Source organism: Pseudomonas sp. OTU5201, assembly GCF_038440135.1.
In the GTDB taxonomy this organism is placed as follows: domain Bacteria; phylum Pseudomonadota; class Gammaproteobacteria; order Pseudomonadales; family Pseudomonadaceae; genus Metapseudomonas; species Metapseudomonas resinovorans.
The window spans coordinates 38619-64069 of the sequence record NZ_JASATC010000005.1; the positions used below are offsets into that span (position 1 = coordinate 38619).

Annotated in this window: 20 protein-coding genes and 1 riboswitch; of the genes, 7 read left to right on the top strand and 13 right to left on the bottom strand. The window is 63.9% G+C overall.

Translation table 11 applies throughout. The features are described 5' to 3' along the window. Positions 1–8: 8 nt before the first annotated feature. Positions 9–860 carry a flagellar motor stator protein MotA gene (gene motA / locus AAHM40_RS04590; protein WP_342243604.1) on the bottom strand — a complete coding sequence of 284 codons (852 nt, stop codon included), beginning with the start codon at positions 858–860 and terminating at the stop codon, positions 9–11. A 117-nt stretch (positions 861–977) separates the two neighbouring features. Between motA and AAHM40_RS04595 the strand changes: the two genes are divergently transcribed. From AAHM40_RS04595 to AAHM40_RS04615, 5 genes are all read left to right on the top strand, one after another. Further along, positions 978–2501, top strand: coding sequence for an HDOD domain-containing protein (locus AAHM40_RS04595; protein ID WP_342243605.1), 1524 nt, complete (start codon positions 978–980; stop codon positions 2499–2501). A gap of 45 nt (positions 2502–2546) precedes the next feature. Continuing rightward, positions 2547–3362: a thiosulfate sulfurtransferase gene (gene rhdA / locus AAHM40_RS04600; protein ID WP_342243606.1), complete on the top strand. Its 816-nt coding sequence runs from the start codon at positions 2547–2549 to the stop codon at positions 3360–3362. Between the two features lie 24 nt (positions 3363–3386). After that, positions 3387–4250, top strand: coding sequence for an archaetidylserine decarboxylase (asd, locus tag AAHM40_RS04605; RefSeq protein WP_342243607.1), 864 nt, complete (start codon positions 3387–3389; stop codon positions 4248–4250). 189 nt (positions 4251–4439) lie between these two features. Then, positions 4440–6266: a molecular chaperone gene (locus AAHM40_RS04610; protein ID WP_342243608.1), complete on the top strand. Its 1827-nt coding sequence runs from the start codon at positions 4440–4442 to the stop codon at positions 6264–6266. A gap of 59 nt (positions 6267–6325) precedes the next feature. Then, a complete protein-coding gene (locus tag AAHM40_RS04615) occupies positions 6326–8395 on the top strand; it encodes an EAL domain-containing response regulator (protein ID WP_342243609.1) in 2070 nt (689 codons plus the stop codon). A gap of 94 nt (positions 8396–8489) precedes the next feature. Here the strand turns inward: AAHM40_RS04615 and serB are convergent, their stop codons facing one another. Beyond that, the gene (gene serB, locus AAHM40_RS04620) at positions 8490–9704 is read right to left on the bottom strand and encodes a phosphoserine phosphatase SerB (RefSeq protein ID WP_342243610.1); all 1215 of its coding nucleotides are present in this window, start codon (positions 9702–9704) and stop codon (positions 8490–8492) included. Between the two features lie 136 nt (positions 9705–9840). Between serB and AAHM40_RS04625 the strand changes: the two genes are divergently transcribed. Beyond that, complete coding sequence (locus AAHM40_RS04625; RefSeq protein WP_342243611.1) at positions 9841–11352, top strand: AhpA/YtjB family protein; 1512 nt, start codon at positions 9841–9843, stop codon at positions 11350–11352. Between the two features lie 298 nt (positions 11353–11650). Here AAHM40_RS04625 and AAHM40_RS04630 read toward each other — a convergent pair whose 3' ends face one another. From AAHM40_RS04630 to AAHM40_RS04670, 9 genes are all read right to left on the bottom strand, one after another. Next, the gene (locus AAHM40_RS04630; RefSeq protein ID WP_342243724.1) at positions 11651–12364 is read right to left on the bottom strand and encodes a PqiC family protein; all 714 of its coding nucleotides are present in this window, start codon (positions 12362–12364) and stop codon (positions 11651–11653) included. A gap of 140 nt (positions 12365–12504) precedes the next feature. Continuing rightward, positions 12505–14763, bottom strand: a complete 2259-nt coding sequence (gene parC / locus AAHM40_RS04635; protein ID WP_342243612.1) for a DNA topoisomerase IV subunit A — start codon at positions 14761–14763, stop codon at positions 12505–12507. Between the two features lie 7 nt (positions 14764–14770). Next, complete coding sequence (locus AAHM40_RS04640) at positions 14771–15295, bottom strand: retropepsin-like aspartic protease family protein (protein WP_342243613.1); 525 nt, start codon at positions 15293–15295, stop codon at positions 14771–14773. Continuing rightward, positions 15292–16275 (bottom strand): esterase-like activity of phytase family protein, encoded by a 984-nt coding sequence (locus AAHM40_RS04645; RefSeq protein WP_446731536.1) that lies wholly within the window; start codon positions 16273–16275, stop codon positions 15292–15294. Before AAHM40_RS04645 ends, AAHM40_RS04640 begins: the two co-directional genes overlap by 4 nt. Further along, positions 16272–18161 carry a DNA topoisomerase IV subunit B gene (gene parE, locus AAHM40_RS04650; protein WP_342243614.1) on the bottom strand — a complete coding sequence of 630 codons (1890 nt, stop codon included), beginning with the start codon at positions 18159–18161 and terminating at the stop codon, positions 16272–16274. Before parE ends, AAHM40_RS04645 begins: the two co-directional genes overlap by 4 nt. A gap of 14 nt (positions 18162–18175) precedes the next feature. Beyond that, the gene (locus AAHM40_RS04655) at positions 18176–18793 is read right to left on the bottom strand and encodes a YqiA/YcfP family alpha/beta fold hydrolase (protein WP_342243615.1); all 618 of its coding nucleotides are present in this window, start codon (positions 18791–18793) and stop codon (positions 18176–18178) included. A 58-nt stretch (positions 18794–18851) separates the two neighbouring features. Next, positions 18852–19667 (bottom strand): 3',5'-cyclic-AMP phosphodiesterase, encoded by an 816-nt coding sequence (gene cpdA / locus AAHM40_RS04660; protein WP_342243616.1) that lies wholly within the window; start codon positions 19665–19667, stop codon positions 18852–18854. Positions 19668–19805: 138 nt separating this feature from the next. After that, positions 19806–20261, bottom strand: a complete 456-nt coding sequence (locus AAHM40_RS04665) for a DUF1249 domain-containing protein (protein WP_342243617.1) — start codon at positions 20259–20261, stop codon at positions 19806–19808. Continuing rightward, positions 20252–20869 (bottom strand): NUDIX domain-containing protein, encoded by a 618-nt coding sequence (locus AAHM40_RS04670; RefSeq protein WP_342243618.1) that lies wholly within the window; start codon positions 20867–20869, stop codon positions 20252–20254. The genes AAHM40_RS04665 and AAHM40_RS04670 overlap by 10 nt, the downstream gene beginning before the upstream one ends. A gap of 196 nt (positions 20870–21065) precedes the next feature. On the opposite strand from AAHM40_RS04670, the gene AAHM40_RS04675 reads away from it, so the two are divergent. After that, on the top strand, positions 21066–21806 hold the full coding sequence (locus AAHM40_RS04675) for an RsiV family protein (protein ID WP_342243619.1): 741 nt from the start codon (positions 21066–21068) through the stop codon (positions 21804–21806). Here AAHM40_RS04675 and cytX read toward each other — a convergent pair. Together cytX and thiC are read right to left on the bottom strand one after the other, a co-directional pair. Then, positions 21763–23064 carry a putative hydroxymethylpyrimidine transporter CytX gene (cytX, locus tag AAHM40_RS04680; protein WP_342243620.1) on the bottom strand — a complete coding sequence of 434 codons (1302 nt, stop codon included), beginning with the start codon at positions 23062–23064 and terminating at the stop codon, positions 21763–21765. The two genes, AAHM40_RS04675 and cytX, sit on opposite strands and share 44 nt — an antisense overlap. 126 nt (positions 23065–23190) lie before the next feature. Beyond that, positions 23191–25074 carry a phosphomethylpyrimidine synthase ThiC gene (thiC, locus tag AAHM40_RS04685; RefSeq protein ID WP_342243621.1) on the bottom strand — a complete coding sequence of 628 codons (1884 nt, stop codon included), beginning with the start codon at positions 25072–25074 and terminating at the stop codon, positions 23191–23193. A gap of 89 nt (positions 25075–25163) precedes the next feature. Next, a riboswitch (TPP riboswitch) is annotated at positions 25164–25270 on the bottom strand. Positions 25271–25451 lie beyond the last annotated feature (181 nt).

Sequence of the window (25451 nt, forward strand, 5' to 3'; positions counted from 1 at the left end):
CTCAGCCTTCAGCTGCCGCGCACGGCTTGTTCCAGCTCGCTGAAGCTCGGGCGATGCGCCGGGAACAGCGTCTTGCGGCCGAATTCCACTGCCAGCGACGGCGGCATGCCGGAAGCTGAAGCCACCAGGCAGGCCTTGATAGCCTCGAACACGTTCAGCTCTTCGCGGGCATCGTGCTCCAAGGACACCGCCAGCGGGCCAAAGAAACCGTAGGCCGCGAGGATACCGAGGAAGGTACCCACCAGCGCCGCCCCCACGTGCTGGCCGAGGGCGGCCTGCTCGGCTTCGCCCAGCATGGCCATCGTGACCACGATACCCAATACAGCAGCGACGATACCGAAGCCCGGCAGGCCATCGGCGATCCGGTTGACGGCGTGGGAAGGGTGTTCCAACTCTTCCTTCAGACTGGCCAGCTCCATGTCGAACAGGCCTTCCAGCTCATGGGGAGCCATGTTGCCGGAGGACATGATGCGCAGGTAATCGCAGATGTAGGCAGTCATCCGCTCATCCTTGAGGATGCCCGGGTACTTGCTGAAGATGGGACTGGCGGCGGCGTCCTCGATATCGGCCTCGATGGCCATCATCCCTTCGCGACGGCTCTTGTTGAGGATTTCATAGAGCAAGCGCAGCACTTCCAGGTAGAAGCCGTGTGTGAATCGGGTGCCGAACATCTTCAGCGACTTCTTGAACACGATCATCGTCGTGCTGCCGGGGTTGGCTTGAAGGAACGCCCCGAGCGCGGCGCCACCGATGATCAACACCTCGAAAGGCTGGATCAACGCGGCGATCTTGCCGTGAGACAGGATGTACCCACCGAGCACGCTGGCGAATACGACGATGATGCCGATGATTTTTGCCATAGGAAGGAAGCTTGAAGAGTCAGTAGAAAGGGTTATGAAAAGAGCCCCTTCTAATTATCGGAAGATATGCGCCAGACTATAGCCTGTTCAGGCGAAAAGCCAGATTGGCGGCCCTCTATGTCAACCGCAAAGTCCTTGCCACGCAGCCTCGACGGCTGGATCAAGCACCTCGATGGAGTGCGCCTGCCCGTCCCCGCCGCCGCCCATGAAAAAGTCCGCCGTGCCCTCGGCGACAGCCGCCGCTCCCTGCGCGATATCGCCGACCTGACTCAGGAGAGTCCCGCCCTTGCCCTCAGCCTTCTGCGCGAGGCCAACGCCGCCGGCAGCATGCTGAGCAGCCCGGCGGAGAGCCTGGAAGTCGCCCTCAGCCGTCTGGGCCTGAAGCGCGCGGAAGTGTTGCTCAACCGCTTACCGGCCATCCCCGAGGAAGAAATTCCCCACGCGCTGCGCCAATTGCAGTTGATCAGCCAGCACGCCGCCCAGCAGGCCAACGGTCTGTTCGCCGCCCGGCTGGCGCGCCTCTGGCAGGAGATCCACTGGTGCAGTCTTTTATTCCTCTCCCCCCTCTGGCCGCTGCTGGCCACTCATCCGGAGCTCTTCGCCACCTGGGAACAGCGCGTACTGGGCGAAGGCGAGCCGGCCACCAGGGTCGAGCGCGAGCTGCTTGGCGTGCCGCTGCTGCGACTCTGCCAGGCCCTGGCCGAACACTGGAAGTTGCCCGGCTGGATTGTCGAGGGCTACCGCCTGCTGAATGACGATCGTCGCCTGCTGGTGAAGGCCTTACATATCGCCCGCGACAATGAACACCCCCTGCACCAGCAGCAACAACTGGACGCCAATCCCGCCCTGGGTCGCTGGCTGACCCAACCGGGCAACACCGTCCTGTTGGCCAACGGCCTGGCGATTTCTGCCCATGCCGGCTGGTCCGGCGGCCACAGCCTTCGCTGGCAGCGCCTCACCGGGCTGTTCATGAAGATGCCGCTCGACGAACTGCAGCAGCATGTCCACCAACAGGCCGCGCAGAGCGGGCGCCTGCATGCCCGCGGCGACCTCTGGCACCCCGCCGAATCCCTGCTCTGGCCCTGGAACCAACATCGCCTGCACCGTGAACCCGTCACGGCACCAGCACCTACTGCGGACGCCCTGGACGACTGGCGCCGCCACTGCGGTGAGCTGATTCGCGAACCCAGCCCTTTCACCAACGTGGTGCAACTTTCCGCCTGCGCCCGAGATGCCCTGGAAAGCGGAGGCATGCGTCGGATCCTCGTACTACTGGCCGACCGCAATCACAGCCGTCTACTGTCCCAGCAACAGGCCGGACTGCCAAAGGAGGCCAACGGCCTGCAACTGGACCCCAACCAGAGCCAGGTGCTGCGACGCCTGCTCACCCAACCCGGACAGTTGCGCCTGGGCCCCGACAACATGGCGCAGTTTTCTGCCCTGCTGCCCGGCCAGCTCAAGAGTCTGTTCCCTGGACATCACCTGTTGCTGCGTTCCATCGCGGTAAACGGTCGGGTTGCCATGCTGGTGGTGGCGGATCAGGACGGGGCGCCTTTCGCAGAACTCAGCCTGCGTGCCTTCGCCAAGACGGCCCAGTGCATCGAGCGCGCCCTCGCCACCTTCGCCAGACGCGGCCGCTAGGCTTTCCTATACAATCCGCCACTTTGTCCATTCATGGAGGCTTTCATGTCTGCCTTCTCCAACCTGCCACTGGTAATCGAGCCGGCCGAACTGGCGCCCCTGCTTGGCGCCAGCGGGCTGATCCTGGTCGACCTCACCAGTGCTGCCCGCTACGCCGCGGGCCACATCCCTGGCGCACGCTTCGTCGATCCGAAGCGCACCCAGCTCGGCCAACCGCCGGCACCTGGTTTGCTGCCGGCCAAGGCCGATCTCGAGACGCTGTTCGGCGAACTCGGCCACCGCGCCGATGCCACCTATGTGGTCTATGACGACGAAGGCGGTGGCTGGGCCGGACGTTTCATCTGGCTGCTGGATGTGATCGGCCACCACCATTACCACTACCTGAACGGTGGCCTGCACGCCTGGCTGGCCGAAGGCCGGGAAACCACTGAAGCCACACCCACGCCGGTGGGTGGTCCGCTCGCCCTGACCCTGCACGAAGCGCCCACCGCCACCCGCGAATACCTGCAGGGTCGCCTGGGCGCCGACGATCTGGCCATCTGGGACGCCCGCGGCCCCGGCGAGTACAACGGCACCAAGGTGCTAGCCGCCAAGGGCGGGCATATCCCCGGCGCGGTCAACTTCGAATGGACCGCAGGCATGGACCCCGACCGCGCCCTGCGCATCCGTACCGACATGGCCGAAATCCTCCAGTCCCTGGGCATTACGCCGGACAAGGAAATCGTCACCCACTGCCAGACGCACCACCGCTCGGGCTTCACCTACCTGGTCGCCAAGGCCCTCGGTTATCCGCGGGTCAAGGGCTATGCCGGGTCCTGGTCCGAGTGGGGCAATCATCCGGATACCCCCGTAGAGCTCTGACGCCCTACCCGCCAAGGAACCCCAATGAAAGAACGCCTATTCATCATCAGCCAGTACCTGCTGCCGCATCACCTGCTATCGCGCCTGGCCGGCTGCATCGCCGAGTGCCGCGTGCACTGGTTCAAGAATGCTTTCACCACCTGGTTCGCCAAGCGCTATCAGGTGAACATGAGCGAAGCGCTGGTCGAAGACCTCACCGCCTACGAGCACTTCAACGCGTTCTTCACCCGCGCCTTGAAGCCCGGCGCCCGACCATTGGACGAAACCCCCGGGGCCATCCTCTGTCCGGCCGACGGCGCCATCAGCCAGATGGGTCCGATCGAGCACGGTCGCTGCTTCCAGGCAAAAGGCCACAGCTTCAGTGTACTGGAGCTGCTGGGTGGCGACGCCGAGCGCGCCGCGTGCTTCATGGGCGGCGAGTTCGCCACCGTCTACCTTTCGCCCAAGGACTATCACCGTGTGCACGCCCCCCTCGGCGGCACACTGCGGGAGATGGTCTACGTACCGGGCCGGCTGTTCTCGGTAAACCAGAGCACCGCCGAAAACGTGCCTGAACTCTTCGCCCGCAACGAGCGCGTGGTGTGCATCTTCGACACCGAGCGCGGTCCGATGGCCGTGGTACTGGTGGGCGCGATGATCGTCGCCTCGATCGAAACCACCTGGGCCGGCCTGGTGACGCCGCCGAAGCGCGAATTGAAGAGCTTCAGCTATGACGAAGCGGCGCGCGCACCCATCAAGCTGGAGAAGGGCGACGAACTCGGTCGCTTCAAACTGGGCTCCACCGCCATTGTCCTGTTCGGCCCGGACCAGGTTCGCTGGTCCGAAAGCGCCTGGCCGGGCAGCCAGGTACGCATGGGCCAGTTGCTGGCCCTGCCCAAGGACGCCTGATCGAAGCGAATCCTGGCCGGACCGTCCGGTTCGGCCAGACGCCTATCAGCGAAGCACTGCGTACGGCCAAACGGCCAACCCGTCCACAGGCTGACCCTTTGGATAGGCTGCCAGCGTACAAGGATGCTGATAGAGTGCTGAGATCCAACCCAATACACCCCACACGAGAAATCGGAGAAACCGATCCGGATGGACCACCAGAGCCCTCACCTGCTGTTGCGTGCACCCGCACCTAGCAAACAGAGCCTGTCCTTCTGCGGTGCCACCCCTCGTGAGCTGAAACGCTGGATCTCCCACCTGCCCAAGGCCAACCTCGGCGAAACCGCTCGCCAGCTCTATCAGGCTCTGGTGGAACTCAACCAGTTGATCACCCCAACCGAGAACCGCCTGCAACTTCTCGAGTTGATGCGTCCGGAAGTGCATTTCGTCTGCCAGCACCTGGAACGGCACTTCATCGGCCAGTCCATCGTCCTGGACGAGCGCCCGCGCAAGGTTGCCAACCTCTGCCAGGCCCTGCAGAACCACCTGGCCATCGGCTACAAACTGATCATCGTTCAGGAGTCTCCGCGCCCCAGCCGTGACCGCGAGCGCGCACAACTCCTCGCCATTGCCCTGCAACGGGCAACCCACAGCCTGAACGGCCCACTGATCCGCTCCAGCCAGCTCTACTGCCCGGTTCCCGAAGGCCTCTGGCTGGAACTGCACCAGCTCTATCAGTTGGCTCAGAGCCGCCAACTCCATCGAGTCGCCGTGCGCGACCCGCTTGCCCGTCACACGCAAGGGCTCAGCGTTGAGCAGACCTACCTGGTGGCACTGCTGCTGGGTTGCGCCCGCTGCAACCAGATGCGCCAGAACGGCATCGCCCGCCTGGCGGAAATCCTCGAACCCTGGAGCACGCTGGTCAAGCTACAGTCGGCCGAGCTGCCCTCCAGCCTCTTCGCCGTGGCACCACAACTGGACGGACCACCGCGCTACAAGTCGCTGTTCCAGGAGGTCGACCCACGCACGCTGCTGGGCCTCGATCCGCTGCCATTGGTGGATGCCATCAAGGAATACCTGATTCTGCCGGCTGAACAGCGCAACCAGGCGCGCCTGCCGCTGCCTGAGGGTCTGACCCTCGATCTGCTGCAGCACCTGAGTTCAGCCTGGGGCGATATTTCCGAGCGCACCTTCCAGCGCAACCCCGGCCAGGGCGGCCTGACCCTGTGCATCGGCATGAGCGCGCTGCACTTCTTCCTGGCAGGCAGTCGCCCTTTCAGCGAAGTGCTCAAGCTGCCCGAGGATGTCGGCCAGGCGGTGTTCGACACGCTCGGCAAGCAACCTGCAAAAGACATCTGGGCCAACGCCTTCGACGCGCAACCCACCCAGGGCTGGCAGCCGGGCATGCCGATGGAAGAAATCGAATACACCAGACCCGTTTCCGAGAGCAGCCCGCCTCCGCCCCAGGCCAGCACGGCGCCGGAAAGCTATCCGACCTTCAACGTCGCGGTGGTCAATCACAGCCCAGGAGGCTACTGCCTGAGCTGGCCCAAGGAAGTCCCCAGCCAGCTACAGGCCGGCGAACTGCTCGGCGTTCAGGACGCACCCGACCAGGGCTGGAGCATCGCCGTAGTGCGCTGGATCCGGCAGGTAAGAGGCGGCGGCACCCAGATGGGCATCGAACTGGTGGCCCCCCAGGCCCAGTCCTGCGGCGTGCTGCTGATGCGCAAAGGCGAACAGAACAGCCATTACCTGCGCGCCCTGCTGCTGCCGGCCATTGGCGCGATTTCCCGTCCAGCCACCCTGATCACCCCGCGCCTTCCCTTCCAGGAAGGCAACAAGGTGCAGATCAACCTGCATGGCGATGAACACCGCGCAGTGCTCACCCGACGCCTGACCAGTACCGGCAGTTTCAACCAGTTCGAGTACCGGACTTTCGAACAACCGACACCGCAGCAGGGGAAACCTGTCTTAGGTCCAGGCAGCGTGTCGCAAGGCAGCGAGGAAGATTTTGACTCGCTATGGAAGTCGCTGTAGATTCCCGACTCACCACCATTCGTCGCCTATTCGCGCTCGTTCGGCGCTAAGCACAGGCCATGGCCATCGAAAAGAAAACGATCCGCCTGCTGATCCTGGAAGACTCGCAGAACGAAGCCGAGCGCCTGGTCAGCCTGTTTCGCAACTCAGGCCGCGCGACTCGCGTCCATCGCATCATTTCCGCTGACGACCTCAATGAGGTCCTGCAACAAAGCTGGGACCTCCTGATCGCCGCGCCCGAAAGCGAGCACCTGAGCCCGGGCGAGGCCCTCAACAGCATCCGGCGCCAGTCCAAGGACATTCCGTTCATCCAACTGGTGCAAGACAACGACTCCGACCTCATCACCGAGGCTCTGGCGCTAGGCGCCCAGGACGCCCTGCCCCAGGGCGAAGACGAGCGCTTGGTACTGGTTGCCAACCGCGAGCTGGCCAACCTCGAGCAACGCCGCGCTCGCCGCGCCGCCGAAGTCAGCCTGCGGGAAGCTGAGAAGCGCTGCCAGCTGTTGCTGGACAGCTCGGTTGACGCCATCGCCTATGTCCACGACGGCATGCACATCTATGCCAACCGCGCCTATGTCGAGATGTTCGGTTACGACGATGGCGACGAACTCGAAGGCATGCCGATGATCGACCTGATAGCCGGCGTCGACCAGGCCGGTTTCAAGGACTTCCTGAAGAACTACCGCGACGGCGAAGGCAGTGGCGAACTCACCTGCAATGGCTGCAAAGTCGACGGCCAGAGCTTCCAGGCACGCATGAATTTCTCCCCTGCCACCTATGATGGGGAGCCCTGCATCCAGGTGGTCATCCGCACCGAGACCGACAGTGCCGAGCTGGAGGAAAAACTGCGCGAGATCAGCAGCCAGGACCTGGTCACTGGCCTGTTCAACCGCTCCCACTTCAACGAAATGCTCGACACAGCGGCCGAGCGCGCGGTCAAGACCAGCCAGCCTTCGAGCGTCGCGTACATCCGCGTCACCCGCTACTCCAGCCTGCTCGCCGAAGTCGGCATTGCCGGTGTCGACTTGCTGCTCACCGACCTCGCCAACTTGCTGCGTGCCCACTTCGCCGGCGATGCGCAACTCGCCCGTTACGGCGACGACGTATTCGGCGTCCTGCAACAGGGCATTGCCCCGGAACAGGCCGAGGAAAGCCTGCAGAACCTACTGAAGAAGATCGACGTCCACCTCTTCGACGTCAGCAGCCGCACCGTGCAGGTCAGCCTGTGCATCGGCGTTGCCGGCCTCAGCGAGACCACCCCCAGGGCCCAGGACGTGGTGGACCGCGCTCATCGTTGCGCCGACGAACTGGGCGACGAGAACGGCCTCAAACTGTACAACCCAGCCGATGAGCTGGCCGCTGCGGCCAACCGTGGCAGCCTGGTGGCGATGGTCCAGCAGGCCCTGGAGAACAACAGCTTCCGCCTGCTGTTTCAACCGATCATCAGCCTGCGCGGGGACAGCTTCGAGCACTACGAAGTGCTACTGCGCCTGCTCAGCCCTCAAGGCGAGGAAGTGCCTCCCGCTGATTTCCTCGACGCCGCCAAGGACGCAGGCCTGGCGGAGAAGATCGACCGCTGGGTGATCCTCAACTCCATCAAGCTGCTCGCCGAACACCGCACCAAGGGACACAACACCCGACTCTTCGTCCACCTGTCCGGCGCCAGCCTACAGGACCAGACGCTGCTGCCGTGGCTCAGCGTGGCGCTAAAGGCGGCACGCCTACCGTCCGACGCACTGATCTTCCAGTTCAGCGAGCCAGACGCCATCGCCTATCTGAAGCAAGCCAAGGCACTGACCCAAGGCCTGGCCGAACTGCACTGCCAGGTCGCCCTGAGCCAGTTCGGCTGCGCGTTGAACCCGTTCAATACCCTCAAGCACCTCTCCATCGACTTCGTGAAGGTGGATGGCTCCTTTACCCAGGACCTCAGCCGTGCGGAGAACCAGGAGGCCCTCAAGACCCAACTGGCGAGCCTGCACGCCCAGGCCAAGATGACCATCGTGCCCTTCGTCGAGACGGCCAGCGTCCTGGCCACCCTCTGGCAGGCTGGCGTGAACTACATCCAGGGTTATTACCTGCAAGGCCCCAGCCAGGCGATGGACTACGACTTCTCCTCCGGAGACGAGTAGCGCATTCATTCGCCCGCCAGGCCAAGGCCAGCCACTACCTTGAAGCCCATGAAAAAGCCGCCCGAAGGCGGCTTTTTCATTTCCGGCGCGACATTCAGTCCCTGCCGTCACGGTCGCGGAAACCCAGCAGGTAGAGAATGCCATCCAGGCCCAGCGTGGAAATGGCTTGTTTGGCCGACTGCTTGACCAGCGGCTTGGCGCGGAAGGCAACGCCCAGCCCAGCCAGACCGAGCATCGGCAAGTCATTCGCACCATCGCCGACAGCAATGGTCTGCTCCAGGCGCAAGCCCTCTTTCTCCGCCAGTTCGCGCAGCAGATCGGCCTTGCGCTGGGCGTCGACGATGGGCTCGATAGCCACACCGGTCAGCTTGCCATCGACAATCTGCAGCTCGTTGGCGAACACATAGTCGATGCCCAACTTGGCCTGCAGTTGTTTGGCAAAATAGCTGAAGCCACCAGAGAGGATGGCGGTCTTGTAACCCAGGCGCTTGAGCTCAGCGAACAGGGTTTCCGCCCCTTCGGTGAGTCGCAGAGAGGCGCCGATCTCTTCCAGCACGTCCTCGGACAACCCCTTGAGCAGCCCCAGACGCTCCTTGAAGCTGGCACGGAAGTCCAGCTCGCCGCGCATCGCACGCTCGGTGATCTCGGCAACCTGGTCGCCCACACCGGCAGCTTTGGCCAGTTCGTCGATCACTTCGGCCTCGATCAGCGTCGAGTCCATGTCGAACACCGCCAGGCGACGGTTGCGACGGAACAGCGAATCACGCTGGAAGGCAATGTCGACATTCAATTCCTGAGCCACGCTGAGGAACTCGGCACGCAGGGCCACCGGATCCGCCGGCTCGCCGCGCACGGAAAACTCGATGCAGCCCTTACTTTGATCGGCGGGCGTATCCAGATGCATGCGGCCCGACAGACGGTCAATGTGGTCGATATTGAGGCCGTACTTGGCAGTTATGGAGCTCACCCGCTGCAACTGCTCGGCGGTCACCTTGCGGGTCAGCAGGGTGACGATGTAGCGGCTCTTGCCCTGGCCGTCCACCCAGTGCTGGTAGTCCGCCTCGGGCACCGGGGTAAAGCGCACCTGCTGATCCAGCTTGTAGGCAGTGAACAGCACGTCCTTGAGCACGGCCGAGGCTTCGGCGTTATCCGGAATTTCCACCAGGATGCCGAACGACAACGTGTCGTGAATCACCGCCTGGCCGATATCCAGGATGTTCACACCGCCCTGGGCCAGCGCACCGGTAATAGCCGCCGTCAGACCGGGACGATCCTCGCCCGTGATGTTGATCAGGACAATCTCGCGCAAGGCGCACCTCACTCAACGCATGAAAAGGCGCACATTCTACCCACTTTCACAGCCCCCGCAGCATGCCCGGCGCTTTGCCCTGCAAGGGGCGCTCGCTATACTGCGCCACAATTTCGTCCGAGAAGAGCCGCGCTCTGTGAACCGGCCCACGCCTGTCAAACCCGACAATTTCTTCCTGCTGATCTTCCACGCCCTGCGCCAGCGGCGCGTGCCGATTGCCTTGCGCATTGCCAGCCACAGCCTGTTGCTGGTAGCCCTGGCCCTGGTGATCTACGCCTGGGTCATGGGCATGCAATTCAAGCAGGCCATGCAACAGCAGGCTGATGCCCTGGGCCAGAGCCTGACCGCACAGACCGCGGCCTCGGCCACCGAGCTGCTGGTGTCCAACGACATCCTCAGTCTCAATGTGCTGCTAAACAACCTGGTGAAGAACCCGCTGGTGGCCCACGCGGCGATCTACAGCGTGGACAACCGCATCCTTGCCGAAGCCGGTTCGCGGCCCAAGCAGGGCCTGCTGGGTGAGACCGAGGGCCTGTACTCCACCCCAATCACCTTCCAGGAAGTGATCGCCGGCCATCTGCGCCTGAGCCTGGACATGGAGCAATTCCAACAGCCGATGACTATCAGCCTGCAGAGCATGGGGCTGCTCAGTCTGATCCTGCTGGCTCTGACCCTGTCGCTGAGCCTGCGTCTTGGCCGGCACATCTCAACGCCCCTGCTGCAACTGCGCGTCTGGCTGCGCGACCCGGATGACCCTGCCCCAGGCGCCGGTCGCCAGGACGAGATCGGCGACCTGGCTCGCCAACTTCAGGCTCGCCTCGTGCCGGAGAAGCCCGAACCCATCCCGGAGGAAGACTACGCCGAGGTCGACGAGGACTACCTGGAAGATGAGCGGGACGACCAGAACGACCAGGAGCACTTCGAGATCCGCGACCTGCGCGATGACAGCTTCGACGGCGAGGACGAATCCCCGAGCGAGCTGTTCACCCCGGACGAGGAGGACCCTTTCGCCGACCTGCGCGAGGAAATGGCCGAGCCCGCCCCTGCACCCGCGCCGGTTGCCCCGGATGAACGGCATAACAGTGCCGTCCTGGCCATTCAGCTGGGCGCCCAGGACCAGCTGCGTCGCCTGCCACGCGCGCGCCTGATGGATCTGCTGCAACGCTATCGCGACTGCCTCGACCAGGCCTCCCGCCTATACCACGGCCAGTTGCTGACCCTGAATGACGGCAGCAGCCTGATGCTCTTCCACAGTCAGGACGGCGGCGAGGATTACCTGACCCACGCGCTGTGCTGCGGCGAGCTGCTGCGGGCCCTGGGACATGCCCTGCAGATTGAAGTTGCCGACAGCGGCATCACCCTGCAACTGCAACTGGGCCTGACTCTGGGTGACGATCTGTCCGGTCTCGGCCAGGGCGATCTGCTGCTCAACGACACCACCCAAAGCGCGCTGGCGCTGAGCCAGCACAGCCGCAACTTGCTGCTGGTGGAACGCGCCGTCGCCGAGGACGATCTTGTCCGCCAGCGTGCCCGCATCCGTTCCATCACCAGTCCGGAAGGTGCCTGCTGCGTGGAGCGTCTGCTGGAGCCCTATCCTTCGCTGCTGGAGCGCCAATTGGCGCGTATGCACGAAGCCCGGGCACACTGAACACCCGAACGACGAGAAAGCCCGCGAATGCGGGCTTTTTTGTTTCCGTTCGAATCGTAGTGCCTGACGATTGCGTTCCCTCAAAGGGCATTTACCAGGGCGGCTGGGACTGCTGCGCCTGGGCAACACGGCGCCCAATGTATCGATTCCAGACTGGACGCCTTGCTGGGGGGGCGCTGCACGTGCCGCCACGATCCGGCGCCGCATATCCGCTGCCAGAGTTGGCCGGCAGCGGAGAGCCTCGACGAGCAGGCAAAAAGAAGCCCGCATGTTGCGGGCTTCTTTCAACATCCGGCGATTAGAAGCGGAAGACCTCCACGTCGGTGCGCACTGGCGCCGCCATGGGGATCTTCGGCGGCTGGGCCTCTTTGGCCTTTGCCGGGGCCGCGGGAGCAGCCGGTTTGCGCGGGGCCTCAACGGCGACCGGCTGACCTTCCAGTGGCTTGACCGCAGCGGCCAATTGCTCGGCCAGTTTCTGCAGCAGTTGGCTCTGGGCCCGAACCTGATCGGCTGCGGTACCGACATGCGGCTCTTCCAGGCGCACCAGGCGGCTGTCACGCAGCTGACCGGCGCGGTCCAGCAGGCGCCATTGCGCCTCCAGCACAGCCGGGCGCTGGGGGCCAGAATCCAGGCGACTGATGGTCAGCAATACCTGAACTTCGGGCGTAAAGCCGGGATTGCCGGGAGCCAGCACCAGGCGCTGGCTGTCCAGGCGCCAGGACAACTGACGCAGCAGCACCTGATCGATGTCCGCGGCCAGGCTGCCGGCCCAGCGGCCGTCCGGGGCTGCAGTCAGGCTGCCATCGGTCTGGCGCTGCAGGAGGGTTTCGCGCTGAAGGTAGTCAGCCACGGTCACCGGACCGAGCAGTACCTGCATCCCAGCCTTTTTTGACGGCACCTCCGGGGTGCCTGCATCGAGTTGGAACATTGGAATCGGGGGGCTATGCACACAGCCGGCGAGGCCCAGGAGGCCCACCAGCATCACAGCCAGGGGAAAACGCACGGTCATCAATCTCACCCACGGCCGCCTTTTGGGCAGCCTGCAGTCGAATTCATTCGTCCTCACCACCATCAGGGAATGGCGAGGGGACATATCATCCGTCAATGTGACGCAGGACTCCAGAGCCCCACGTCAATTCGCCGCCTCCTCCGTCAGGCCAGCGGCTCCACCTGCAGCGCATCGACCCGCTGGAAGCCGCGCGGCAGCTTGTTGCCACGGCGGCCGCGCTCACCCTTGTAGTGCTCCAGATCGTCGGCCTTGAGTGACAAGGTGCGCTTGCCAGCCTGCAAAACCAGGGTTGCACCAGCCGGCAGCACCGCCAGATCGGTGAGGTACTCCTCACGGCTGGCCACGCGATCGCCGGGGATGCCGATGATCTTGTTGCCCTTTCCCTTGGCCAGCTGCGGCAGATCGGCAACCTTGAACAGCAGCAGGCGACCTTCGGTGGTCACCGCCGCCAGCCAGTCTTCTTCGACACTCTGCACAGGCCGCGGCGGCACCACCTTGGCACCGTTCGGCAGGCTGAGCAGGGTCTTGCCAGCCTTGTTCTTGGCCTGCAGGTCCGCACCCTTGACCACGAAGCCGTAGCCAGCGTCCGAAGCGATGACATACGTGGCGTCGTCCTCAGGCAGCAACACGCACTCGAAACTGGCCCCCGGCGGTGGCGTCAGCCGACCGGTGAGCGGCTCGCCCTGGCCACGGGCCGAAGGCAACGAGTGGGCCGCCAGCGAGTAGCTGCGCCCCGTGGAATCGATGAACACCGCGTACTGGTTCGAACGACCCGGCGAGGCGGCCTTGAAACCATCCCCGGCCTTGTAGGACAGCCCGGTGGCGTCGATATCGTGCCCCTTGGCGCAGCGTACCCAGCCCTTCTCGGACAGCACCACGGTCACCGGCTCGGTAGGCATCAGCTCGGTTTCCGACAGGGCGCGCGCTTCGGCGCGAGCGACAATGGGCGAACGACGATCGTCACCGTAGGTCTCGGCGTCCTTGATCAGTTCGTCACGAACCAGCTTCTTAAGCTTGGCGTCGCTGCCCAGCAGGGCCAGCAGGCGCTTCTGTTCCTTCAGCAACTCGTCCTGCTCGCCGCGAATCTTCATCTCTTCCAGTCGCGCCAGCTGACGCAGACGGGTGTCGAGGATGTAGTCAGCCTGGATCTCGGTGAGGCTGAAGCGCTCCATCAAGACCGGTTTGGGCTGGTCCTCGGTACGGATGATGTGAATCACTTCATCCAGGTTGAGGAAGGCGATCAGCAAGCCGTCCAACAGGTGCAGGCGCTTTTCCACCTTGTCCAGTCGGAACTGCAAGCGCCGGCGCACGGTGCCGATGCGGTAGGTCAGCCATTCACTGAGCAGGGTGCGCAGGTCCTTGACCTGGGGCTTGCCGTCCAGACCGATGACGTTGGCATTGACCCGGTAGCTGGACTCCAGGTCGGTGGTGGCGAACAGGTGCTGCATCAGCTCGTCCGCGTCCACGCGATTGGAGCGCGGGATGATGACGATGCGGGTAGGGTTCTCGTGATCCGACTCGTCACGCAGGTCGGCCACCATGGGCAGCTTCTTGGCTTGCATCTGGCCAGCAATCTGCTCCAGCACCTTGGACCCGGAGACCTGGTGCGGCAGCGCGGTGACCACGATGTCGCCGTCTTCCACTCGGTATACGGCGCGCATGCGCACCGAACCACGACCGGTTTCGTAGATCTTCAGCAGTTCGGCACGTGGCGTGATCACTTCGGCTTCGGTGGGAAAATCAGGACCGAGAATATGTTCGCAGAGCTGCTCCACCGTAGCGTTCGGCTCATCCAGCAGGCGTACGCAGGCGGCGGCCACTTCCCGCAAGTTGTGCGGTGGCACATCGGTAGCCATGCCCACGGCGATGCCGGTGGTGCCATTGAGCAGCAGGTTCGGCAGGCGCGCCGGCAGGGTGGCGGGTTCGTTCAGGGTGCCGTCGAAGTTCGGCACCCAGTCCACGGTTCCCTGCCCGAGTTCGGACAGCAACACTTCCGAGTAACGCGACAGGCGCGCTTCGGTATAGCGCATGGCGGCAAAAGACTTGGGATCGTCCGGGGCACCCCAGTTCCCCTGGCCATCCACCAGCGTGTAGCGATAGCTGAACGGCTGGGCCATGAGCACCATGGCCTCGTAGCAGGCCGAATCGCCGTGGGGGTGGAACTTGCCGAGCACGTCGCCGACGGTACGCGCCGACTTCTTGTGCTTGGAGTCGGCGTCCAGGCCCAGCTCGCTCATGGCGTAGATGATGCGGCGCTGTACGGGCTTCAGACCGTCGCCAATATGGGGCAGGGCGCGGTCCATGATCACGTACATGGAGTAGTTGAGGTAGGCCTGTTCGGTGAAATCGGCCAGAGAGCGGCGCTCAACGCCTTCCAGGCTCAGATCGAGGGATTCGCTCATGCGTGCCTCACGGAGAAGTGACTTGGCGCAGCACCAGGGTGCCGTCGCGCTGGGTGAATTCGAGTTGTTTGAGGGCGCTCATGCCAAGCAGCACCTCATCGCCGTCCATGCCCGGCACTATGATCGCCGGCACCTGGGTCAGGCGGATGTCACCCAGGCGCAGTTCCTGCAACTGGGTGCGCTGGCCGGTGACACGGCCGTTGGCAGTACTCAAGGTGACCGACGCACCGGGCGCCAGGCCAAGGCGCTCGGCCAGCCGGGCGGGCACCGCCACCTGGGTAGCACCAGTGTCGAGCAGGAAGGTCACGTCCTGGCCATCGATGCGGCCATTCAGTAGATAGTGGCCCTGGCGACTGCTCGCCAGCCGCACTTCGACGTAGCCGTCGCCGCGCACCGACGCAGGCTCGCGATTGGGGTTGTGCTGACGCTCCTCCCAGATGCCGAAGAAACGCGCGGCCAGGATCAGACCGATGCCCCAGGCGAGCACCAGCATGACCCTTCCCGCACGTCTGCCCGGTGTCTGCGTGGTCATTTCGCGCTCCAGCCGCCCTTGGGCGCGGTGAAGCGCCAGACGATGGGACGACGTTCGCCATCGGCGCGGATCTTGCCGCCATTATCGAGGCCGACCCAGGCGCCTTCGGCATCTATCCACAGGCCTTCGGACACACCGAAGGGCACACCGTAGCGGCGGGTGTCGGCCAGGGCCTCCTCGGCGAAGGACCAGCAGCGCTCCACCTCACCATTGCTCAGCTTGCGCCGGCAGATCTGGTGCGCCAGACGCTCCAGGGTAAAGAGTTTCTCTTCATGGAAGGCCACGTCGGAAAAGTCGCGCGGCATCTGCTGTTCGCTGCCAATAGGTGCCGGCGGACGTTCGGTACCGGCTTCGCTGAAGATCACGCAGCCGCCGGTGCAGCGCCAGGTGGATTGTTGCTTGTGCAGGACCATCAGGCCACGACGCTCGCGCTCGGCGGCGAGCCAGAGCCGCTCGCCCTTGGGATCGACAGCGATCCCCTCCAGCAGGGCATTGAAGTGCAGCAGCATGCCGCTGGCACGGGCCTGGCGGACCAGGTTGTCCGGCAGCAGCAGCCAGTTGGGTTCTCCGGCCACGGGCACTTGCAGTACCGCCGCATGGGTCTCGCTCACCAGGTAGCGGTTACCGGCGGCATCGCAACTGATGCCTTCAAAATCCAGCTCGTTACCCCTCACCATGCTGACGGCCCAGGAACGCGCGCGCACGCCCCAGGGCAGGCTGCTCGGCGGTGCCGGCGGTGCATGGAAAATTTCGGCCTCAGCCTGGAGCACGCCGCCAATGGGCTTGAGCCGGTACAGCTGGTGGTCGACGCGGTCGGACACGGCCAGCAGCTCATTGCCACAGCGCGCCAGCCCGGAGAGGTTGCCCTGGGGCATGCCCTCCACCGGGTACTCGGCAGCCAGACGCAATTGTTCCGGGTCATCAGCGGCCCAGAGTGGTGCGCAGGACAGCAGGCCAAGGAGAATCAGGGCTCCCCTCACACCATGACCTCGGCCAGGTTGCCCTTGGATTCCAGCCAGGACTTGCGGTCACTGGCGCGCTTCTTCGCCAGTAGCATGTCCATGATTTCCACCGTGCCTTCGGTGTCTTCCAGGGTCAGCTGGACCAGGCGGCGGGTGTTCGGGTCCATGGTGGTCTCGCGCAGCTGCGGCGGGTTCATCTCGCCCAGGCCCTTGAATCGAGTGACCTGAGGTTTGCCACGCTTCTTCTCGGCCACCAGGCGGTCGAGGATGCCGTCACGTTCAGCTTCGTCCAGGGCGTAGTAGATCTCCTTGCCCAGGTCGATGCGGTAAAGGGGCGGCATGGCCACGTAGACATGCCCGGCCTCGACCAGTGGGCGGAAGTGACGGACGAACAAGGCACACAGCAGGGTGGCGATGTGCAGACCATCGGAGTCGGCGTCGGCGAGGATGCAGACCTTGCCATAACGCAGCTGGCTCAGGTCCGCAGCACCGGGATCGACGCCGATGGCGACGGCGATGTCATGGACCTCCTGGGAGGCCAGCACTTCACCGCCGTCCACTTCCCAAGTGTTCAGGATCTTGCCGCGCAACGGCATGATCGCCTGGAACTCTTTGTCCCGCGCCTGCTTGGCCGACCCGCCGGCGGAGTCACCCTCCACCAGGAAAAGCTCGGAGCGCATCGGGTCCTGGCCAGCGCAATCCGCCAGCTTGCCTGGAAGGGCTGGGCCTTGGGTGATGCGCTTGCGTTCGACCTTCTTGCTCGCTTTCAGACGACGGCCGGCATTGCTGATGGCCAATTCGGCCAATTGCATGCCCAGCTCCGGGTGAGCATTGAGCCAGAGGCTGAAGGCATCCTTGACCACGCCAGAAACGAAAGCGGCCGCCTCGCGGGAAGACAGGCGCTCCTTGGTCTGGCCGGAGAACTGCGGTTCTTGCATCTTCATCGAGAGGACGAAGGCGATGCGCTCCCAGACGTCCTCCGGCGCCAGCTTGACCCCACGCGGCAACAGATTGCGGAACTCGCAAAACTCGCGCATGGCGTCCAGCAGGCCCTGACGCAGTCCGTTGACGTGGGTGCCGCCCTGGGCGGTCGGAATCAGGTTGACGTAGCTTTCCTGAACGCTATCGCCGCCCTCGGGTAGCCATAGCAGCGCCCAGTCCACTGCCTCCTTGTTTCCGGCCAGGCTGCCGCAGAACGGCTCGCTCGGCAGCCGTTCGAACTCGCTGACAGCATCCTCCAGGTAGGAACGCAGGCCATCTTCATAGTGCCATTCGATGCGCTCGCCACTGGTTTTGTCTTCGAAGGTGACCGACAACCCCGGGCAGAGCACTGCCTTGGCCTTGAGCACATGCTTGAGGCGGCTGACGGAGAACTTGTGAGAGTCGAAATACTTGGCATCCGGCCAGAAGTGCACGCTGGTGCCGGTGTTGCGTTTGCCGACGCTGCCCACGACCTCCAGCTCGCTGGCCTTGAAGCCATCGGCGAAGGTCATCATGTACTCGTTGCCCTCGCGCTTGACCCGCACCTCGACGCGCGTCGACAGGGCGTTCACGACCGAGATACCCACACCGTGGAGACCACCGGAGAACTGGTAGTTCTTGTTGGAGAATTTGCCACCGGCATGCAGCTTGGTGAGGATCAGCTCGACGCCAGGCACCCCTTCTTCGGGGTGGATATCCACCGGCATGCCGCGACCGTCGTCGATCACCTGCAGGGAATTGTCCTCGTGGAGGATCACCTGCACGCTCTTGGCGTGGCCGGCCAGGGCCTCGTCCACGCTGTTGTCGATAACTTCCTGGGCCAGGTGGTTGGGGCGAGTGGTGTCGGTGTACATGCCCGGGCGCTTGCGCACCGGGTCGAGGCCGGAGAGGACTTCGATGGCATCCGCGTTGTAAGTAGCCATGGATTCCCTTTCAGTCAGAGGTCGGAAAAGTCGATGTCACGCCACAACTGCGCGGGAAAGCCGGCAAAGGCCAACAAGGCGGGCAGATGGGCAGGGAAGTTCTGGAAACCGTGGTCGCCGCCAGCCTCGATGCGCAAGGCGCAGGCACGGTAGTAGCGCTCCGCCTGGCGGTAGTCGAGGGTTTCGTCGGCCGTCTGCAACCACACCTGGTAGCGGGCCGGATCCTGTGGTGGCGGCACTTCCAGTTCGGCCAGTGCCATCACGTGCTCCAGCGTCAGCTCCCAGATTTCGTCGCTGTAATAGTTCTTCTGTGGACCAAGCCGGCCTTCGAACAACCGATGCGGGGCTACCGCCGGGTTGATCAGCACGGCCTTCAGGCCGTGGCGCTCGGCCAAGTGGGTCGCATAGTAGCCGCCCAGGGAGCTGCCGACCAGCACCGGGCGCCCCAGCTCGGCAATGGCGGCCTCGAGCTGTCCAATGGCCTGGCGCGGATGGTGGCGCAGGGTAGGCACCTGCAGCTGCCCGGCCAGCCCGAGGCGCTGCATCAGCGCGCCGAGCTGGCGCGCCTTTAACGAAGATGGCGAGCTGTTGAATCCGTGGATGTAGAGAAGGCTGGGTTGCGAGCTGGACACGCGGCTTCCTGGCAGATCGAGGGAAAGTTGTACTTCTTGCCGTGCCACGGCGAGAAGGTCAATAACCCTTGACGCTGTAGTCCACTTCGAAGGTGATTCCGGTGACCCGCGAAACCCCGGTTTCAACGCTTCCGTTGCGCATCAGGCGCAACCAGCGATACCCCGGCGCCTCGTTGCCCACGCAGAAGTCCTCGCTGCCCGGCGCGAACTGCACGCAGGTGGACGGCGACGCCAGCAGGCGAACGCCATTGCGCAGTTGGTCGAACTCCTGGTGGATGTGGCCCCAGAGCAGCGCCCGCACCTGTGGATAACGATCCAGCACGGCGAACAGGCTCTCGGCGTTGCGCACGCCGATAGGGTCCATCCAGGCGCAACCGATAGGTACCGGATGATGGTGAAAACTGACCAGCACATGACGCCCGCCGGCACCTTCGAGGGCGCTTTCCAGCAGCTCCAGCTGCTCGGCGGGGAAATGTCCGGGCACGGCACCGGCGATGGTGGAATCCATCAGCACCAGGCGCCAGTGGGGGAAGTCGACGATGGGCTCCAGCGCCGAGGTTCCAACGCAAACCTCCTGCATCACCGGGACTTCGTCATGGTTGCCCGGGAACCAGCGGGCCGGCGCGGGGATGTTCGCAACCAGCTCGAGGAAAGCTTGGTAGGACTCTGCCGAACCGTCCTGGGACAGGTCGCCCGTGGCCAGCACCAGATCGATACTCGGCTGCTCCTGCAGCACCTGTTCAATCACCCGCTGCAAGCTGTCGCGGGTCTCCATGCCCAGCAGCTTGCCGTTCGCTTCAGCGAACAGGTGGCTGTCGGAGAGCTGCACCAGCAGCACCGACTCGTCAGCGGCAAGAGGGAGTGGATTGGGCAAGGCCTTCTCCTTGGGCGGAATGCTCAGATTATGGTTGCTGCGCGCGCAACGGGTAAACCCGCGAAGCGGGAATGGTTCACAGTTAGCGGTTGTGGATCGCAGTGGGCCGACACGTCGCCAGCCAAATTCGAAGCGAACCTAGAGGACGACCGGTTCCAGCTCGTGGCCACAAGCCAGGCAATGACTCAGCCATTCCCCGAGGAACAGGTTGAGTTGGCTCTTCTCGTCGGGCTGGTGCATATCGGCATTGGGATAGGCATACACGCTGCGGAAACGCCGTGCATGCTCGGCACCGACCACTTCCGCCATGCGCGCGTCATGGTAGACCCGCACCTCCAGTTGCGGCGACGGCAACCAGGGCAGGCTGTGCTCCTGACGCACTTGCAGCGTGGTGGTGTAGGGGCAGGCTTCGACCACTTCCAGGGCCAGTACCCCAAGCAGGCGCTCACCCTGGCTCAACGCGACGCGACGGGAACCGCGCACCTCACGCATCTGCGGGAGCAGACGCATCAGGCGCGCGTAGTTCGCCTCGCAGGCTGCTTGCAGCCCGACGAGATCGACCCGGTAGCGATCGCGCAACAGATTCACGTCCATAACCCCCTGACTTCAGTACGGTTCAGCGCCAGCCACTGCAGGGCCAGCATGCTTGCGGCGTTGTCCAGCCGCCCTTCGCGCATCAAGGCGAGGGCGTCCTCCAGCGGCAGCACGTGCACGCGAATATCTTCGCCCTCCTCCGCCAGCCCGTGTACCCCGCCTGCGCCGCTGCTTACGCATCGCCCGAGGAACAAATGCACACGCTCATTGGAGCCCCCTGGTGAAGGATAGTAGGTGGTGATCGGCCACAGCGAAGTCAACTGCAGATCGGCTTCTTCGATGGCTTCCCGACGGGCGACATCCTCCGGCTCTTCGTCCTTATCGATCAGCCCGGCCACCAGTTCCAGCAGCCAGGGGCTCTCGCTCTTGCCATAGGCGCCGACACGGAACTGTTCGATCAGCACAACCTCATCCCGCTGCGGATCATAGGGCAGCACGCAGACAGCATCATGACGGACGAAGAGCTCTCGATGGATGACCGGGCCCATGGCGCCGGAGAACAACCGATGACGCAGACTCAGTCGGTCCAGGCGGTAGAAACCCTGGAAACAGGTTTCTTGTTCGACTACCTCGACGGCGTCGGGGCCCGGTTTGAAAGTTTCGGTCATGGGAAGGTCTCATTGATTGCGGAAAGCATTGATCCGCGCATCCTACCCCTTGGCCGCATGGGCTGCAGCCTCTTTGCAGATGGGGCGCAGGCTGGGAAGATGCGCGGCGATAGGCTGCCCCGCAAGCACGAACTCATGGCCCGGGCGGCAGTCGAAGCCTGCACTTTTCCGGAACAAGCTCCCGACGATGAAACCGATGCCCCTTGCCAGATTCCTCGCCACCGCCAGCCTCGGCGTCCTGCTCAGCGCTTGCCAGATGCTGCCCGGTGGCAGCGACAAGCTGGAGCCGCAGCGCCACGCCTGGGAACACCTGAAACCCGGCTGCCAGGGCGAGACATGCCCGCTGGTGAACATCGACACCATCAGTTTCGAAGGCGAACCGCAGCTCAACGCGCTGATCAACCAGCGCCTGCTGCAGATGACCCAGGACAGCCCGGGGGCTCCATTACCGGCTTCGCTCGAATCCTACGAGAAGGATTTCCTCGCCAGCGCCGACCCGGGCTGGGGCAGCTACCTGCAAGCCAAGGTGCTGGAGCAGCACGACAAACTGGTGCTGGTGGAGCTATCCAGCTACCTCTTTACCGGCGGCGCCCACGGAATGCCGGGGCGCGGCTTCATCAATTACGACCGCAAGCTGGAGAAGCCGCTGAGCCTCGGCGACATGCTGCTCCCCGGCCAGGAAGACGCCTTCTGGAAGGTCGCGGAGCAGGCCCACCGCCGCTGGCTCGCAGCCAACAAGCTCGACCAGGACCCCGACTTCATCAAGACCTGGCCGTTCGAACGCACTGCCAACGTGGGCCTGGGCTTTGGCGCCATGCTGCTCAAGTACGACGTCTACAGCATCGCGCCCTACTCCAGCGGTCATCCGGAGATCCGCATCCCCTACCCGCAACTCAACGGAATACTGAAGCCCCAGTATTTCCCCGGACGCGGTTGAAGCGCCCCAATACCCACTGCAACCCGCCGGCCGCCAGCAGCGCCGGCAGGGTTGCACCCAGTTCCGGCCAGCGATTGGCCAACAGGTGGTAGATCGCGACGCCGCAGCACCATGCCAGCAGCGTGTCCCAGCGGAGCGCCACACGCGGTGCCAGCTCGGCACGACGACGACGCAGGATGAAGTGATCCACCAGCACCACACCGAACAACGGCGCGAACACCGAACCGATCAGCAGCAGGAAGTTCTGGTACTCGGCCAGCGGTGCGAACCAGGCGATCAGCGTGCAGAGAACGCCGATAGCCAGGGCCAGTTGCTCCACCTTGAGCGGTAGCAGAATGCCGCTGGATACCGCCGCCGAGTGGATATCGGCGAAGGCCTTTTCCGACTCGTCCAGCAGGATCAGCAGCAGCGGAATGCCCATGCCGGCGCCAGCCAGGGCCAGGAGCAAGGCGTTGGCATCACTGCCCTCGGCGAAGGCCAGGGTGTAAGCCACGCCCAGACCCATCAGCCACAGGCAGCCGATGAAGAAGCCCAGCGCGGAACCCACGAATACGCCACCACCGCGACGGCCGAAGCGCGAGTAGTCGGCGATCAGAGGCAACCAGGACAACGGCATGGCGATGGCAATGTCGAAACCCAGGGCGAAGCTCATTGAACCGTCGCCGGCGCGCGCCATCAGGGCCGTGAGATCGGCACGATTCAGCAGGTCCCAGGTCAGCCAGACGCAGGCGCCCAGCAGCAGCCAGATGCCCCAGCGCCGCAGGATGCGCCGCACGAAGGCCAGCGGGCCGGCTACCGCCAGCAGGGTGGCCAAGGCACCGAACACCAGGGTCCAGAGTGTAGGCGAGGTCCACAGGCTGTCTTCGCCCAGGCCGCGAGCCACCAGCAGCCCGGCGGCGTCACGCATGACGATGATTTCGAAGGCACCCCAACCGACCAGTTGCAGCAGGTTGAGCAAGGCCGGCAGGGTTGCACCCGCCGACCCCAGGCTGAGCTTCATCGATGCCATGGCGGCCAGGCCCGTGTCGCTACCGATCATCGCCGCCGAACCCAGTAGCAGCACCCCGACACCGGTACCGAGGAGGATCGCCAGCAGCGCGTCGCTGGTACCCAGACCCGGCGCCAGCAGCGCACCGGTCTGCAGCACCATCAGGCCGAGGCCGAGGGAGAACCAGAGAGAAAACAGATCACGCGTGCCGAGAACGCGCTGGTCGAAGGCGACCGGAATGGACGGCGAATAGCTGGAGGGGGTGTTCACGTTGGCAGGCGCCCCGCTTGGACGTTAGTTATCGAGTTATCCACAAACCGGAAAGCCGGGCACAAGGCCCGGCTTCCAGCTTGGGTGTGACAGGTCAGCGCCTGTCCAGGGTCACATGGCAGGTCGCTACACCTGCTTGTAGATCACCGAACCCTCTTCCTTGAAGCGTCCGGACTGCTCGGCAAAGCCGGCCTCGATGGCCTTCTGTTCGTCGGTCAGGCCGTTTTCCTTGGCGTAGTCGCGGACTTCCTGGGTGATCTTCATGGAGCAAAACTTCGGCCCGCACATGGAGCAGAAGTGCGCCACCTTGGCAGAGTCTTTCGGCAGGGTCTCGTCGTGGAAGGCACGCGCGGTATCCGGGTCCAGGCCAAGGTTGAACTGGTCTTCCCAACGGAACTCGAAGCGCGCCTTGGACAGCGCATTGTCGCGGATCTGCGCGCCCGGATGGCCCTTGGCAAGGTCGGCGGCATGGGCGGCGATCTTGTAGGTGATGATGCCGGTCTTCACGTCATCCTTGTTCGGCAGGCCCAGGTGTTCCTTGGGGGTCACGTAGCAGAGCATGGCGCAACCAAACCAGCCGATCATCGCGGCGCCGATACCGGAGGTGATGTGGTCGTAGCCGGGCGCGATGTCAGTGGTCAGCGGGCCGAGGGTGTAGAACGGCGCCTCGTCGCAGCACTCCAGCTGCTTGTCCATGTTCTCCTTGATCAGGTGCATCGGCACGTGGCCGGGGCCCTCGATCATGGTCTGCACGTCATGCTTCCAGGCGATCTTGGTCAACTCGCCGAGGGTTTCCAGCTCGCCGAACTGAGCGGCATCGTTGGCGTCGGCAATGGAGCCCGGACGCAGGCCATCGCCCAGCGAGAAGCTGACGTCGTAGGCCTTCATGATTTCGCAGATTTCCTCGAAGTGGGTGTAGAGGAAATTCTCTTTGTGGTGGGCCAGGCACCACTTGGCCATGATCGAACCGCCACGGGAGACGATGCCGGTGACGCGCTTGGCGGTCAGCGGCACGTAGCGCAGCAACACGCCGGCGTGGATGGTGAAGTAGTCCACGCCTTGCTCGGCCTGCTCGATCAGGGTGTCGCGGAACAGCTCCCAGGTCAGGTCCTCGGCGATACCGCCAACTTTTTCCAACGCCTGGTAGACCGGCACGGTGCCAATGGGCACCGGCGAGTTGCGGATGATCCACTCGCGGGTTTCATGGATGTGCTTGCCGGTGGACAGGTCCATCACGGTGTCCGAACCCCAACGAATACCCCACGTCAGCTTGGCCACTTCTTCCTCGATGGAGGAACCCAGGGCCGAGTTGCCGATGTTGCCGTTGATCTTCACCAGGAAGTTGCGGCCGATGATCATCGGCTCCAGCTCCACATGGTTGATGTTGGCCGGGATGATGGCGCGACCGCGAGCGATCTCCTCGCGGACGAACTCGGGGGTGATTTCGTTCGGGATGCTGGCACCGAAGCTTTGCCCCGGATGCTGATCCTTCAGCAAGCCGGCGGCACGCGCCTCGGCCAGCTTCATGTTCTCGCGGATGGCGACGTATTCCATTTCGGGCGTGATGATGCCCTGCTTCGCGTAGTGCATCTGAGTGACGTTGCGACCTGCCTTGGCCCGGCGCGGGTTACGCACGTGGGCGAAGCGCATGGCCGACAGCTCGGCATCTGCCAGGCGGCGCTGACCAAATTCGGAGGTCAGGCCGGGCAGGCGCTCGGTGTCGCCGCGATCGTCGATCCACGACGAACGCACATCGGCCAAACCCTTGCGCACGTCGATGGTGACGCTCGGGTCGGTGTAGGGGCCGGAGGTGTCATAGACGGTAACCGGGGCATTGATCTCGCCACCAAAGGCGGTCGGCGTCACATCCAGGCTGATTTCGCGCATGGGCACGCGGATATCCGGGCGGGAGCCCTGCACATAGACTTTCTGCGAACGGGGGAAAGGCTGGATGGATTGCTGGTCGACCTGGGCGCTTTCGCTCAGGTTCTTTTGTTGTTTTGCGGTCATCGGCTGGCTCCTGGGGAAGATGTCGGAGCGAACCTGAAGGCAGAGTGCACCAGGACTGGTGCCGAGAGGGGCCTCCCGGAGTACGGGGTGGGAAGGCACATCTTGTTCCCTACGCAGGCCTTAACCTGATCAGGTTCAACGGGATCCGGAACTCTCCGATCTCAGCCTCCGATTCGAGGCACCCCGACAAGAACTCGCGCAGTCTAAACAAGCCTGATGGATAAAACCAACCCGGTGGTCAGAATACTATGACCAGCGCGTCGTGAAGTGACGCAACGCGCTCAATCGCCATCGATTGTTGCAAGCAGGCAACATAGCTTGTCGCAAACTACACTTCGGCCGCCGGTGGGGCGTCTTGACCCGCCTCCAGCGGCCCC

Bases quoted from the DNA above. Each gene is read 5' to 3' on its own strand.
- motA (WP_342243604.1), bottom strand. From the start codon at position 860: ATGGCAAAAATCATCGGCATCATCGTCGTATTCGCCAGCGTGCTCGGT.
- AAHM40_RS04595 (WP_342243605.1), top strand. From the start codon at position 978: ATGTCAACCGCAAAGTCCTTGCCACGCAGCCTCGACGGCTGGATCAAG.
- rhdA (WP_342243606.1), top strand. From the start codon at position 2,547: ATGTCTGCCTTCTCCAACCTGCCACTGGTAATCGAGCCGGCCGAACTG.
- asd (WP_342243607.1), top strand. From the start codon at position 3,387: ATGAAAGAACGCCTATTCATCATCAGCCAGTACCTGCTGCCGCATCAC.
- AAHM40_RS04610 (WP_342243608.1), top strand. From the start codon at position 4,440: ATGGACCACCAGAGCCCTCACCTGCTGTTGCGTGCACCCGCACCTAGC.
- AAHM40_RS04615 (WP_342243609.1), top strand. From the start codon at position 6,326: ATGGCCATCGAAAAGAAAACGATCCGCCTGCTGATCCTGGAAGACTCG.
- parC (WP_342243612.1), bottom strand. From the start codon at position 14,763: ATGAGCGAATCCCTCGATCTGAGCCTGGAAGGCGTTGAGCGCCGCTCT.
- AAHM40_RS04640 (WP_342243613.1), bottom strand. From the start codon at position 15,295: ATGACCACGCAGACACCGGGCAGACGTGCGGGAAGGGTCATGCTGGTG.
- parE (WP_342243614.1), bottom strand. From the start codon at position 18,161: ATGGCTACTTACAACGCGGATGCCATCGAAGTCCTCTCCGGCCTCGAC.
- AAHM40_RS04665 (WP_342243617.1), bottom strand. From the start codon at position 20,261: ATGGACGTGAATCTGTTGCGCGATCGCTACCGGGTCGATCTCGTCGGG.
- AAHM40_RS04670 (WP_342243618.1), bottom strand. From the start codon at position 20,869: ATGACCGAAACTTTCAAACCGGGCCCCGACGCCGTCGAGGTAGTCGAA.
- AAHM40_RS04675 (WP_342243619.1), top strand. From the start codon at position 21,066: ATGCCCCTTGCCAGATTCCTCGCCACCGCCAGCCTCGGCGTCCTGCTC.
- thiC (WP_342243621.1), bottom strand. From the start codon at position 25,074: ATGACCGCAAAACAACAAAAGAACCTGAGCGAAAGCGCCCAGGTCGAC.